This window comes from Fuscovulum sp. (assembly GCA_035192965.1).
In the GTDB taxonomy this organism is placed as follows: Bacteria; Pseudomonadota; Alphaproteobacteria; order Rhodobacterales; family Rhodobacteraceae; genus Paragemmobacter.
In genome coordinates this window covers 973,339-987,219 of record CP136571.1, presented here as the reverse complement: position 1 = coordinate 987,219, position 13,881 = coordinate 973,339, and the positions used below count along the sequence as shown (strand labels likewise).

The window sequence follows — 13,881 nt, the reverse complement described above, 5'->3', positions numbered from 1 at the left end:
CATCAGTCCAAACCAACGCCCGTCTGCCCGTCTCAAACGGGGTCGCAGCCCGTGGAAACGCCGTTCGAGGGGGCTCGATGCCCCCGAGGACGGCACCCCCGTTTGGGCTCACCGCGCGTCGGCCAGCACCAGATCGGCCCCCTTCCAGCCCAGCATCATCGCAGGTGCGTTGGTGTTCCCGGCGATCAGGTTCGGGAAACTGGATGCATCGATCACGCGCAACCCGGCCACGCCATGCACGCGCAGTCGTGCATCCACCACGCTGCTGGCCGCATCCGGCCCCATGCGGCAGGTGCAGGATGGGTGGTAAACCGTGCCGGAACGCTTTCGGAAATCGTCGATCAGGGCCTCATCCGTTGCCACCTCTGGCCCCGGCCGCAACTCTTCTGCAATCAGCCGCGCCAGCGGCGGCTGGGCTGCAAGATGCCGCAGATACTTCACCGCCAGCAGCATTTCCTGAACGTCATGGTCGGTTGAAAAGGCATTCGCCGTGATCACCGGGTGCCGCATCGGATCGGAAGATCCGATGCGGATATGCCCCCGGCTCGTCGGGCGGCAATTCGACAGGCCGATCGACATCCCCGGAAACGGGTCCGGCGTCAGGATCGGGCGTTCGCCATCCCGGGGGATCAGGGTGGAAAAGGCCTGCATGTAAAGCTGCATGTTCGGCCGATCCAGATCGGGCGATGTCCGAAAGAACCCGCCCCCATGGTTGATGGATTTCGACAGCGGCCCTGCGCCCGCCAGAACGTATTTCATGCCCGCAAGCAGCTTGCCCCACCAGGGACGCAACTCGTCATTGTAGGTCGGCACCTTCATCCGCCAGGTGTAGTTGATGCCCTGATGGTCGCTCAGATGATCGCCCACATTCGGGTTGTCGCGCAGCACCGGGATACCAAGACCCTGCAACAACGCCCCCGGCCCGATGCCCGACAGTTGCAGCAGTTGCGGCGAGTTGATCGCGCCCCCCGACAGGATCACCTCGGCCTTCGCACGCAGGGTGCGGGTCTGCCCGCCCTGCACATACTCAACCCCGACGGCGCGGCCCTGTTCGATCACGACCCGCGTCACCATGGCACCGGTAATCACCCTGCAATTCGGGCGGCTCATCGCGGGCCGCAGAAAGGCGCGCGCTGCCGAATTGCGGCGGGCCTTTCGAATGGTCATCTGATAGGTGCCCGTGCCTTCCTGCCGCGCGCCGTTGAAATCCGGGTTATGCGGCAGGCCCGCGCTTTCACAGGCCGCGACATAGTCTTTCACCAGCGGATGCAGTCCCGTGCGATTGGCCGAAACGAACAGCGGCCCGCCCGCGCCGCGAAAATCATCTCCCCCGGCCTCGGTATCCTCCATCGCCTTATAGGCTGACAGCACATCCTCCCAACCCCAACCGGGATTGCCCGCCGCGGCCCATTCGTCATAATCCGCCCGATGGCCCCGGATATAAACCATCGCGTTGATCGATGATGACCCGCCCAGCACTTTGCCCCGCGGCCAGTGATCCCGCTGTCCGGCAAGGCCCGGATCGGGTTCCGTCTTATAAAGCCAGTTCACCGCCGGATCGTAGAACAGCTTGCCATAGCCCAAGGGCAGCATGACAAAGAAGCGCCGGTCACTGCCCCCCGCTTCCAGCACCGTCACCCGGTGCTTGCCGCTAGCGGTCAGCCTATCGGCAAGCACACAGCCCGCCGATCCCGCCCCCACGATGATGTAGTCCGTCTCGTCGCTCATGGCCCACCTCTGCTGGTGGCGGAGCCTAGCGTCACGCCATAGGGCAGCGTGACAAGCAGCGACAGGAAACTGTCGTTTCCGTGTTACTTTCCCTTCCAGACCGGATCGCGTTTCTCGGCAAAGGCACGTGCGCCTTCCAACTGATCTTCGCTGGAATACAACCTGTCCACTGTAGGCATCTGCCGCTTGGTGATACGGTTCAGCGCATCCTGAAAGCGCAGCGCCTCGGCCTCGCGCACCACTTCCTTGATTGCGGCGTAAACCAAGGGCGGCCCGCTTTCCAACAGCCGCGCCAGGTCCCATGCCTTGGGCAGCAGATCCTCGGCTGTGGTGATCTCCTTCAGGATGCCCCAGCGCAACGCCTCTTCGGCATCGAACCAGCGCCCGGTCAGCAGCAGGTCCATCGCCACGTGATAGGGGATGCGCTTTGGCAACTTGATCGACGCTGCATCCGCCACCGTGCCCGACCGGATTTCTGGCAGCGCAAAGGTCGCATTGCCTGACGCAAGGATCAGGTCGCAGGAGAGCGCCAATTCCAGCCCCCCGCCACAGCAGATGCCGTTCACCGCCGCAATCACCGGCTTGTTCAGGTTGGGCAGTTCCTGAAGGCCCCCAAAGCCGCCCACGCCGTAATCACCATCCACCGCATCGCCCCCGGCGGCGGCCTTCAGGTCCCATCCGGGGCAAAAGAACTTTTCCCCCTCGGCCCGCAGGATAGCCACGCGCAGGCTGTCGTCATCGCGAAACTCGCGGAATGTCAGGCCCATGATCCGGCTGGTCGCCAGATCGATCGCATTGGCCTTGGGCCGGTCCAGCGTCACCTCCAGAACCGCACCTTCGCGCCGTGTCCGGATCGGGCCTTCGGTTCGCATCTGCATACCGCTCATTCCGCTTCCTCCCATATGACCGCGTCCACTGCGACCGCACCTTCGGCGGTCAGCATCAGCGGGTTGATCTCGATTTCCTCCAGCGATGGGGTGGCCTGCAACATCGCCTGCAAAGCCATCACTGCCCGCACCGCCGCTCCAACATCGGCCTTGGCCCGCCCACGATAGCCGTCCAGCAGCGGCCAGAGCCGCAGCTGCCGCAGCGCCGCCGCCACCTCATCCTGTGTCACCGGCAAGACCAGCGTCACCGTATCGGCCAGAACCTCTGCCGTGACACCGCCAAAGCCCAGCGTCACTGTCGCCCCATAAACCGGATCGCGGCGCAGGCCGACCAGAAGTTCGGCCACCACGCCCGCGACCATCTCTTCGGCCAGATAGCCTTGCGCCCCCGCCATCTCGGCTTGGCCCTCCAGCGCGGAAAGGCCAAGGCGGACAGCCCCCGCTTCGGTCTTGTGCGCGAAACCTAGCCCTTTCAGCGCCAGTGGCGCAGTCAGACCTGCTGCCTTTGCCACCAGTTCCGGCAAGGTCGCCGCGGTCACGGAACGCGGCACCACCACCCCAGCCCCGGCGATCAGCGCCTTGGAAGACGCCTCATCCCGCATCCGAAGTGTCCGCTCACCCACCACCGGCCAAGGCCGCCACCCCCCCAGGTTCGGCCCCGTCTGGGCGGCCTTGATCGCGCCCAGGGCGGTTTCCAGCCCCATCATCGGCACGACATTCGGCGCGGCCATCCGCATTGCCAGCGCCTCATCAAAGTTTTCGGGCAAAGACGCCACGGCAAAGGCGGGTTTGCCCGTAGTGGCCGCCGCAGCCACCACCGCATCCAGCGCGGGCTGGAAGCTGGAAGGATCACACCGGTCCGGGCGCGGCGGGTCGATGATGAAGATGCCGGCGTCATAGCCCGCCAGCATCGTGGTGAAGACATCCGTCGTCCGCGGCCCGTCCCCCCAGATGAAGGTGTGGTAATCCAACGGGTTGGAGATAAAGACGATAGGGCCCAGGATATCGCCCAGCCTTTGCCGTTGCGCGGCGGATGGCGGCGGAAAATCCACGCCGAAGGGTGCTGCAAGGTCGGCCACCAGCCCCGCTTCGCCCCCCGAACAGGATAGCGAACACAGGCGCGGGCCAATCTGCGGGCCGCAATGGTGAAAGATCTTCAACGTCTCGATCAGTTCGGCAGGCGTGGCCACTTCTGCCACGCCGCAGGCGCGCAAGAAGGCGGAAGAGGCGGCGCCGCCACCGGCCAGCGACGCAGTATGGGACGCTGCCGCCGTGCGCGACAGTTCGGTCTTGCCCGATTTGATGCAGACGATTCCTTTGCCCGCCGCCCGCGCGCGTTCGGCCAGATCGGCAAAGGCGGCGGCATCGTCGATGCCTTCGACATACATGCCCAGCGCGGTCACCCGCTCATCCGCCAACAGCGCACCTGCCAGCTCCGCCAACCCCACCTGCGCCGCATTGCCCAGGCAGGCCACATAGGCCACCGGCAAACCCCGCGCCTGCATGGTCAGGTTTATGACGATGTTGGAAGATTGCGACAGCAGCGCCACCCCCCGCTCTACCCGCACCCCGCCATGCTGATCCGGCCAGAGCAGCGCGCCGTCGAGGTAGTTGATGACGCCATAGCAATTGGGGCCGAGGATCGGCATGTCCCCCGCCGCCGCAACCAGCCGCGCCTGAAGATCGGCCTCCCCTGCCTCTTCCCAGCCGCTTGCGAAACAGGTCGCACCGCCCGCCCCCATCGCTGCCAATTCCGCCACCACATCCAGCGTGGCATGGCGGTTCACGCCGATGAAGGTGGCATCCGGGGCGTGGGGCAAATCGGCCAGCGACCGGAAACAGGGTGCCCCCCCAATCTCATCCCGCGTGGGGTGAACAGGCCAGACCGGGCCGTCAAAACCCATCTTCCGGCATTGCTCGACCACGTTTTTCGCCCAGCCAGAACCGAGGACGGCAATGGAACGCGGGCGCAGCAGGCGGCGAAGGTCCCTCATGCCTGCCCCCGCGCGCGGGTGGAAAGCCCCGGGGGCGCTTCGCCCCCCGGCCCCCCCGAGGATATTTTAGAACGGATGAAAAGGCAGGCCGTGCCCCCTGCCCCAAACCGGGACAGGAGGACTTCACCCGTTACGGTCATCGGCGTCCCCGCCTGTACCGTGATGTCAGTCTGGACCGAGAGATTTAACATTCCGTTACTTCATCTGTTTGAAAATATCCTCGGGGGGTCCGGGGGGCAGACGGCCCCCCGGCGGTTGGGTTCATGCACCAAAGGCCCGCAGCATCTGGCGGCTGATGATGTGGCGCTGAATCTCGGACGTGCCTTCCCAGATGCGTTCCACCCGCGCATCGCGCCAGATGCGTTCCAGCGGCAGGTCGTCCATCAGCCCCATCCCGCCGTGAATCTGGATCGCCTCATCCGCGATGAAGGCCAGCACTTCGGTGGCCTTCAGCTTGGCCATGCTCATATCCGCCTCGGTCACCGTGCCCTGATCGAACTTCCAGGCCGCTTCCCAAGTCAGCAATTCGGCCGCCTTCAACTCCAACGCCATATCGGCCAGCTTGAAGCTGATCCCTTGAAACTTGCCGATCTGTTGCCCGAATTGCTGGCGTTCGGCTGCGTATTGCACCGCATGGGTCAAGGCCCGTTCGGCCCGGCCAAGGCAGGTCGCAGCAACCTGAAGCCGCGTCGCGCCAAGCCAGGTATTGGCAACCTCAAACCCCTTGTGCACCTCGCCCAGGATCTGGCTTTTCGGGATGCGGCAATTGTCGAATTCCAGAATGGCGTTGGTATATCCCCGGTGGCTGACGTTCCGGTATCCGTCGCGCACCGTGAAACCGGGGGTGCCCTTGTCGACAAAGAAGGCCGTGATCAGCTTTTTCTTTCCACGCGGGGTGTCTTCTTCGCCACTGGCCATGAAACAGATGGCGAAATCGGCCAGATCGGCGTGGCTGATGAAATGCTTTGTGCCGTTCAGCACCCAGTCATCGCCATCCGGTTTCGCGCTGGCCTTCATCCCGCGCAGATCGGACCCGGCGCCCGGTTCCGTCATGGCAAGGCAATCCCATTTCTCGCCCCTGATGCAGGGATAAAGGTATTTCTGCCGCTGCTCTTCCGTCGCGGCCAAGAGGATGTTCGATGGCCGCGCGACACAGGTCCAGTGCAAGGCATAGTTGGCTTTGCCCAACTCTTTTTCATAAAGCAGCCAGGACAGCGTATCGAGGCCTGCCCCCCCCACCTCGGCCGGCATGTTGGCGGCATATAGACCTGCCTGCATCGCCTTGGCCTGAATCTCCTTTATCAGGTCCATTCGCAGGTGGCCTGTGCGCTCCACCTCCATTTCATGGGGATAAAGCTCGTTCTCGACGAAGCTGCGCGTTGTCTCGACGATCATCTGCTGTTCTTCGGTCAGGCCGAATTGCATGGCGGTCTTCCTTACGGATCAACGTTATAGGTCATGCCGTCGACGGCAAGCGCCTGCCCCGACACCATCTTCGCCCCGTCCGAGGCAAGGAACAGCGCCATGGCGGCCACATCTTCGGGATCGGTCAGCCGCTTCATCGCAGTGCCGCTGGCATAGCCCTGTCGCACGGCGTCAGGGGTCATGCCCTTGGCCACGGCCTCTGCCTCGATCACGCGGTCGATGCGGGGGCCGTTCACGGACCCAGGGCATATCGCGTTGGCGCGGATGCCGTAAGGGCCAAGCTCCATCGCCACGGTCTTCATCAGCCCGATCACGCCCCATTTCGCCGCCACATAGGGCGCGCGGAACGGCGTCCCATAAAGGCCCGAGGTGGAGGAGGTGAAGATCATCACCCCGGACCCCGCCGGTTTCATCAGCCGTGCCGCGTGCTTGGCCGCGATCATCGCACCATCAAGGTTCACACCAAGGCAGCTGTGCCATTCGCCAAGGTCCATATCCTCGATTGCAGCCGTCGGCCCCTTGATCCCGGCATTGGCGCAAAGCACATCCAGCCCGCCCCATTGCGCCGCGATGGCCGCGAAAAGCGTGACCATCTCACCTTCGTTCGACGCATCACAGCGCGTGGCGTTGATGCCTTGCGGCACGGCCAAAACGGCGGCGGCATCCACGTCTGTTACCCAGACGCGATCACCCGCATCGGCAAAGGCCCGCGCCATCACCAGCCCGATGCCATTCGCCCCCGCTGTGATCAAGACGCGGCGTGTCACTTCTTCTGGCCCACATGGCGGCCCGCGGCCTCCGGGCGCGGCAGGGATTTGTGCGCCTCGGCAATCGGCAGCAGGCGATCAAGGATGGCCGCAGGCGCGGCGCAGGTCTTGCCTGCCTTCATGTCCACATGCAGCAGCATCTGTTCCAGCGTGGCCACCGCCGCCCCGTCCTTCAAGATGCGGACAAAGACATGCAGGCGTTTCTCATCGGCATGCAGCACCTGCACCGTACCCGTCAGCGCATTACCCAGCTTGGCCTCGCCCAGATGCATGATGTGGGTTTCCGCAGTGTAATAGCTGAACCCTGTGCCAACATAGGCGATATCCGCCCCGATATGGCGCAGGAACGCGTCCGAGGTTTCTGACGCCGCGAACAGATAGCGGCTTTCGGTCATGTGGCCGTTGTAATCGATCCAGCCCGGCAGCACGGTCAGCCGCGCGCATTCCATCGGGCCGGTGCCGAGCACCGCCACGGGCATGGTGGCGCGGCGGCGGGCGTCATGTTCCAGAAGTACTTTGCCCGCACCCCAGTTGCGTTCCTTCAGCACCCGCAGGAAGCCGATCAGGTTCTGGTCGCGGATGCGTTCCAACTCACGGATCGTGTGGTGGCCCGATTGCGCATCCGACTGCCCGGCGATCAGGTCGACAAGTTCATCGTTGAACTCGGGCACATCCATCAGCTTGGTCCAGGGCCAGGTCAGGCAGGGGCCGAATTGCGCCATGAAATGCTTCATCCCTGCCTCACCGCCCGCAACGCGGTAGGTCTCGAACAGGCCCATCTGGCCCCAGCGCAGGCCAAAGCCCATGCGGATCGCCTCGTCGATTTCCTCGGTCGTGGCGACACCGTCCTTCACCAGCCACAGCGCCTCGCGCCACACGGCCTCGAGGAAGCGGTCGGCGATATGAGCGTCGATCTCTTTGCGCACATGCAGGGGAAACATCCCAATCTCGCGCAGCGTTTCCTTCACGCCTTCGATCAGCGCCGGGTCGGATTTGGCGGATGGCACAACCTCGGCCAGGGGCAGCAGGTAAACCGGGTTGAACGGGTGAGCGACAAAGATGGTCGCCGGATTGGCCGCATTCTGTTGCAATTCGCTGGGCTTGAAGCCGCTGGTCGATGATCCGATGGGCGTGTCCGGAGCCACCTGCTGGATCTGGGCAAAGACGCGATGCTTCAGGTCCAGCCTTTCCGACACGGATTCCTGAATGTAATCGGCACCTTCCACCGCCTCGGTGATCGTGCCGGCAAAGGACAGCCGCCCCTCATTGGGCATCGGGCCATCCGACAGCGCAGGAAGCGCCTTGCGCGCATTGGCGATCACTTCGCCAACTTTGCGCGGGGCTTCCGGATCGGGGTCGAACACCACCACGTCCCAACCATTGAGCAAGAACCGCGCCGCCCAACCGCCGCCGATGACCCCGCCCCCGATGATGCCCGCCTTGCGCGCCATGTCCGTCTCCCGTTTCTGTCTATCCGGCCCAGATCAAGGCCACTATCAGCAGGGCCACCACAGCGGCCCCGATCATCGCCATCCGCGGCAGGGTCGGCCCCGCCTGTCCTGCCCCGGCAGGCCGATCCCCCGACCGCCCCCCGGTCTCACTTCCGGCTTCCCGCCCTTTTCCGGCCAAACGCATCGCCTCGTCCGAAAAAGCCACCATCACCGCGGCGCCCGGCGGCATCTGTGGCAGCACCATCCCGTGCCGCGCAGCCAGCATCTCAGGCGGTACCTCGCCCTGCCGCACGGACTGCGCCTCTTCGGGTGTCACGCGCACCGAAGCGCCAACCGACAGCGCCTTGAGCAGAAAGCCAGTCTCCATCGGCTCCAACACCCACCCGTGGCCCAGCGGGATGACCTTGCCCGCCGCGATCAGGGCCTGGGGAGGTGGGATGGGGCCGACCTTTTCCATGCTATTTCGGCAGTGGCGGGCGTTTTTCCAGCTTCAGCCGCGCGCGCACTTCGGCCGGTGTGATCACCCGCGCGCCCATGTTTTCGATGATGCTGCAGGCCCGCTCCACAAGCTGCGCATTCGTGGCCAGCACGCCCTTTTCCAGCCAGAGGTTATCTTCCAGCCCCACCCGCACATTGCCACCCGCCAGCACGGCAGCGGCAACATAGGCCATCTGGTTGCGCCCGATGGAAAAAGCCGACCAATTCCAATTGCTTGGCACATTGTTGACCATCGCCATGAAGGTGTTCAGGTCATCAGGCGCGCCCCACGGCACGCCCATGCACAGTTGCACAAGCACCGGATCGGGGATCGCGCCTTCCTTGACCAGTTCCTTGGCCAGCCAAAGGTGGCCGGTGTCAAACGCCTCGATCTCGATCCGCACGCCTGCCGCCGTCATGCGCCGCGCCATGTCGCGCAGCATGCCGGGGGTGTTGACCATGACGTAGTCGGCTTCGTTGAAATTCATGGTGCCGCAATCAAGCGTGCAGATTTCCGGGCGGCATTCCACGACATGCGCCACCCGTTCCGTGGCGCCGGCCATATCGGACCGCGGGCCGATGCGGCCCATATCTTCGGTCCCTTCGAAATAGATGTCGCCGCCCATCCCGGCGGTCAGGTTCAGCACCACGTCGGTGGCAGAATCCCGAATACGTTCAGTCACTTCGCGGTAAAGCGCGGGGTCACGGGCGGGCTTGCCTGTTTCGGGATCGCGGACGTGGCAATGCACCACGGCCGCACCGGCCTTGGCGGCGGCGATGGCACTTTCGGCGATCTGCTGGGGGCTGCGCGGCACATGCGGGCTGCGGTCCTGTGTGCCGCCCGATCCGGTAACGGCACAGGTGATAAAAACCTCGCGGTTCATGGCCAGCGGCATGAAGATCCCTCCCTTGAATTGGGTGCCAGATTAACGGCCTTGCGCCGCTCTGTATTGCACTTTACGCAATATTCATGCCGCAAAGCGCCAGACCTGACAAAGCAAGCATCTTCACGGCCAGCCGGGAACCGCTAACCATCGCGGTGCTGGTGCTGCCGCATGCGTCGATCCTGGAGGTGGCATCCGTGCTTGATCCGATGCGGGCGGCGAACCGGCACCTGGGGGAAGAGGCCTATCGCTGGCGGGTGGTGTCGCCCGATGGGCGGCCGGTGCCGCTGACATGCGGGATTGAACTGCCCTCTTCCGGGCCGCTGGGCGCGGCAGAGGGGGCGGATGTGCTGATGGTGATTGTGGGCTATCGGCAGGAAGAGGTGGCGACGCGGGCTTTTTTGCGCGACTTGCGGCGGATCGCGGGGCGGTTTCGCATGGTGGCCGGGGTGGATGCAGGGGCCTGGGTGATGGCGCGGGTGGGGTTGCTGGATGGCTATCGCGCCACCGTCCATTGGGAGGAACTGGAGGATTTTGCCGCTGCATTCCCGCAAATGGAGTGTCTGCCAGACCGCTATGTCATTGATCGCAATAGGGTAACTGTCGGTGGGGCAGGGCCTGCGCAGGATTTGATGCTGCATCTGATAGGGGCGCGGCACGGGGCGCCGCTGGCGCGGCAGGTGGCGGCGTCATTCCTGACGACCGAGCGCGCGGGGCATGAACCGCAGGTCGCCCCACCGCAGCGGGATGCGCGGCTGGATGGGCGGGTGGCCGAGGCGATTGCGCGGATGGAGGCGCGGCTGGACGACCCGCCCGCGATGGCGGGGCTGGCGCGGGAGGTGGGGCTGTCGCCCCGGCGTATGGAAAGCCTGTTCCGCCAATACCTTGGCGAAAGCCCGGCCGCCTATGGCCTTGGCCTGCGATTGCAGGCGGCGCGGCGGATGGTGACGGACACGCGCCACCCGCTGGCCGAGGTGGCGCTGCGGACGGGGTTTTCATCGCCCTCGACGCTCAGCCGGGCGTTCAGCAAACGGTTCGGCATTGCGCCCGGTCGGTTGCGGCGGGAACGAGGCTAAGTCCCTGCGGGCGCTGGGTTTATTTTCGACTTTTGGCGGGAGTCCCAGTGCAGCGCGCGGTGCAGCGCCCGGTGCAGACGGGCGTATGCACGCAGCGCACGGTCATCGGGCGTTAACCATGGATGGAATCGACCAAATTCCTTGGAAGGAATTTGCAAAATTCTTCGAAGAATTTTGGTTGCGCTCTTCCACACTGGACACGCTTCCGACAAGGGTCCCATGGGTATTTGGGCCAAGGTGAAACAGCCTCAGCCCAGATCCTTTGTCTCGGCTGTGGCGCGGCGGAGGGCGGCGAAAAGGCGGCTTTGCAGGGCGTTGCCGATAAGGAGCGCCGCCGAGAGCAGGAGGCCAACGATCCCCGCAGTGAGCGCATAGGCCGTGCTGGTGATCCGCACCGTGGCGCGCAACAGGCGGGCCTTTCCCAACACCTCGGCCCTTGCCACCACGCGGGGACCCAGCGCCTCGGTCGCGCGGGCGAGGCGGGTGGCATCGGTGGCATCATCAACAAGTGGCAGCAGGTGCAGCGCGGTGGTGGTGTCCGAGGCCGCGCGGATGCGTTCCAGATCGGCGGCGATGCTGACAATCGGGGCGAAGGCATCTGCCCGCAGGCTGGCCGCGATGTCATCCATGCTGCCTGCCCGGCGAAGCGCGATCCAATCCACCCCGTCGGTCGGCGCGCGGGCGAGCGTGGCGTTGAGCCGGGGCGAGAGGCGGCCCATGTTGCGGGCAAGCTTCAGGCCCGATGCCCCGGCCTTGGCCACCAGCGATGTGCCACCCGAGGCGACGACGGTGACCGTTGCGCCCAGCCCCACGATGGCGAGGGTGACGTCGATCCGGTCAACCTCTTCCCCCGCCATGTAGTCAATCGCACCCCGGGTGATGGCGGCCATGTCGCCGATGGGGGTTAGGGCGATGGGGGCATGGCAGAGAAAGACGTTGGAGAGCGAACAGGCGGCAGGGTCATAGGCGCAGGCGGCGCAATTGGCGGCATTGGCAAAGAAGCCCGCATCTTCGGCGCGGGCGGCATCAAAGGCGGCGCGCAAGTCCGGGGGCAGGCTTTGCCCCTGTTCGGTGGCGAGCGCCTCCAGCGCGTCGAGCGCGATCCAGTTGCGCGGGCTTTCCGCAAGACGCGCGGTGATGCGGTCGGGGATGGTGATGGGTGCAAGCCGCGCCAGTTGGCGGTTGACGGCCGCCGCAACCTCATCCCCTGCCGCGTCGCGATAGGGGGAAAGGGCAGGATCGGCCCAGATGCGGGCAGCGGCGGCAAGGGTCAGGGCCAGCGACACGACAAGCGCCAGCGTCAACCCCCGCCGCATCCAGCGCCGGAGCCGGTGCCGGATCATCCGCCCGCCACCGGATCAGCCCCGGCGCGAGCGGATCATGCCCACGATATCATAGACCTGATCCAGAATTGGCCGGGCGATGGCATCGGCGCGGTCCGCCCCTGCGCCGAGGATACGGTCAATCTCGGCCGGGTCCTGCATCAGGCGGTTCATTTCCAGCGTGATGGGTTCCAGCTTTGCCACCGCCAGATCGGCCAGCGCGGGTTTGAACGTACCAAACTGCGCGCCGGCATAGTCAGCAATCACCTGTTCCGCCGTATGCCCGGCAAGGGCCGCGTAGATGTTCACCAGATTGCGCGCCTCGGGCCGGTCTTTCAGACCGTCGAGAGTGTCCGGCAGCGGTTCTGGGTCGGTCTTGGCCTTGCGGATTTTCTTGGAAATCGTGTCGGCGTCATCTGTCAGATTGATGCGCGATTGATCGGACGGGTCGGATTTCGACATCTTCTTCGTGCCGTCGCGCAAGCTCATCACCCGTGTTGCCGCGCCTTCGATGACCGGTTCGACGATCGGGAAGAAGTTCACGCCATAGTCATTGTTGAACTTGATCGCGATGTCGCGGCACAGTTCCAGATGCTGTTTCTGGTCATCGCCCACGGGAACATGGGTGGCCTTGTAGGCCAGAATGTCGGCAGCCATGAGCGAGGGATAGGCGAAGAGGCCCAGCGAGACGTTTTCCGAATTCTTGCCAGCCTTGTCCTTGAACTGGGTCATCCGCGACATCCAGCCCATGCGGGCGATGCAGTTGAAGATCCAGCCCAGTTCGACATGTGCCGCAACCTGCGACTGGTTGAACAGGATCGACCGCGCGGGGTCGATCCCGGCTGCGATGAAGGCGGCAGCGCCTTCGCGGGTTTGCTGGCGCAGTTTCACCGGATCTTGCCAGACGGTGATCGCGTGCATGTCGACCATGCAGTAGATCGTTTCGATCCCTTCGTCCTGCTTTTCCACGAAACGCTTCAGCGCGCCGAGGTAATTGCCCAGCGTCAGCCCACCGGAGGGCTGAATGCCGGAGAAGATGCGGGCGGGAAAGGAAGCCTGAGGCGTTTGGACCGGCTCGGCCATGATATGCTCCGTCTGGATAAGGTCGGGCTTTCGGCTTATCGCTGGGGCGGCGGGGCGTCAATCGACGCCGTGGACCGCCGAACCTTGGAAGTGGAAGCACGATGCAGGACCGGAATGCCCCCCCTTTGAACCCGTTGCCGGTGATTGTGTGGATCCTCGCGCTGCCCATCATCGCGATGGAGGTGGTGCTGGGCTTGGGCGGATCGGGCATCGTGGGCGGGATGGAGGGCGCGGGCTGGCGGTTGCAGGCGCTGGAGCGGTTCGTGTTTTCGCCCCCGCTGATGCGGCAGATGATCGAGACGGGGGTTTATCCGGCGGAGCATCTGATGCGGCTGGTGACCTATGTCTTTGTGCATGGCGGCACGACCCATGCGCTGTTCGTCGTGGTGATCCTGCTCGCGCTGGGGAAAATGGTGGGTGAAGTTTTCCGCTGGTGGGCGGTGGTGGTGGTGTTCTTTGGTGCGGCCATTGCCGGGGCGTTGGCCTTCATGGCGGTGCCGGGAAATGCGGCGCCGTTGTTCGGGGGCTATCCCGCGGTGTACGGGCTGATCGGGGCGTTCACCTTTCTGCTTTGGGTCAATCTGGCGGCAGTGGGGGCGAACAAGTATCGCGCGTTTACCTTCATCGGGTTCCTGCTGGGGGTGCAGCTTCTGTTCGGGCTGTTCTTCGGTGGGGGGTATGAATGGGTGGCCGATCTGGCGGGGTTCGCCTGCGGGTTCCTGCTTTCCTTCGTGGTCAGCCCCGGGGGATGGGGGCGGGTGCTGGCGAAGATGCGGCAGCGATAGGG

General features: G+C 64.6%; 12 protein-coding genes. 2 read left to right on the top strand and 10 right to left on the bottom strand.

The annotated features are described in order from the left end of the window. Positions 1-108: 108 nt before the first annotated feature. The 8 genes from RSE12_04905 to RSE12_04870 all read right to left on the bottom strand — a co-directional run bounded on the left by RSE12_04905 (position 109) and on the right by RSE12_04870 (position 9,625). The gene (locus tag RSE12_04905) at positions 109-1,728 is read right to left on the bottom strand and encodes a GMC family oxidoreductase N-terminal domain-containing protein (GenBank protein WRH63680.1); all 1,620 of its coding nucleotides are present in this window, start codon (positions 1,726-1,728) and stop codon (positions 109-111) included. 83 nt (positions 1,729-1,811) lie between these two features. Continuing rightward, positions 1,812-2,615, bottom strand: coding sequence for a carnitinyl-CoA dehydratase (locus tag RSE12_04900; protein WRH63679.1), 804 nt, complete (start codon positions 2,613-2,615; stop codon positions 1,812-1,814). Next, positions 2,612-4,609, bottom strand: coding sequence for an acetate--CoA ligase family protein (locus tag RSE12_04895; GenBank protein WRH63678.1), 1,998 nt, complete (start codon positions 4,607-4,609; stop codon positions 2,612-2,614). Before RSE12_04895 ends, RSE12_04900 begins: the two co-directional genes overlap by 4 nt. Positions 4,610-4,870: 261 nt before the next feature. Beyond that, complete coding sequence (locus tag RSE12_04890; GenBank protein ID WRH63677.1) at positions 4,871-6,034, bottom strand: acyl-CoA dehydrogenase family protein; 1,164 nt, start codon at positions 6,032-6,034, stop codon at positions 4,871-4,873. An 11-nt stretch (positions 6,035-6,045) separates the two neighbouring features. After that, complete coding sequence (locus RSE12_04885; protein WRH63676.1) at positions 6,046-6,801, bottom strand: SDR family oxidoreductase; 756 nt, start codon at positions 6,799-6,801, stop codon at positions 6,046-6,048. Beyond that, positions 6,798-8,252, bottom strand: a complete 1,455-nt coding sequence (locus RSE12_04880; protein ID WRH63675.1) for a carnitine 3-dehydrogenase — start codon at positions 8,250-8,252, stop codon at positions 6,798-6,800. The genes RSE12_04885 and RSE12_04880 overlap by 4 nt, the downstream gene beginning before the upstream one ends. 19 nt (positions 8,253-8,271) lie before the next feature. Continuing rightward, a complete protein-coding gene (locus RSE12_04875; protein WRH63674.1) occupies positions 8,272-8,709 on the bottom strand; it encodes a hypothetical protein in 438 nt (145 codons plus the stop codon). Position 8,710: 1 nt separating this feature from the next. Continuing rightward, a complete protein-coding gene (locus tag RSE12_04870; protein ID WRH63673.1) occupies positions 8,711-9,625 on the bottom strand; it encodes a 3-keto-5-aminohexanoate cleavage protein in 915 nt (304 codons plus the stop codon). A 74-nt stretch (positions 9,626-9,699) separates the two neighbouring features. Between RSE12_04870 and RSE12_04865 the strand changes: the two genes are divergently transcribed. Continuing rightward, a complete protein-coding gene (locus RSE12_04865; GenBank protein WRH63672.1) occupies positions 9,700-10,689 on the top strand; it encodes a GlxA family transcriptional regulator in 990 nt (329 codons plus the stop codon). A 248-nt stretch (positions 10,690-10,937) separates the two neighbouring features. Here RSE12_04865 and RSE12_04860 read toward each other — a convergent pair whose 3' ends face one another. Next, on the bottom strand, positions 10,938-12,032 hold the full coding sequence (locus tag RSE12_04860; protein WRH63671.1) for a hypothetical protein: 1,095 nt from the start codon (positions 12,030-12,032) through the stop codon (positions 10,938-10,940). Positions 12,033-12,047: 15 nt separating this feature from the next. Continuing rightward, complete coding sequence (trpS, locus tag RSE12_04855; GenBank protein WRH63670.1) at positions 12,048-13,094, bottom strand: tryptophan--tRNA ligase; 1,047 nt, start codon at positions 13,092-13,094, stop codon at positions 12,048-12,050. Between the two features lie 101 nt (positions 13,095-13,195). Here trpS and RSE12_04850 point away from each other — a divergent pair, with 101 nt between their 5' ends. Next, positions 13,196-13,879 (top strand): rhomboid family intramembrane serine protease, encoded by a 684-nt coding sequence (locus RSE12_04850; protein WRH63669.1) that lies wholly within the window; start codon positions 13,196-13,198, stop codon positions 13,877-13,879. Positions 13,880-13,881 lie beyond the last annotated feature (2 nt).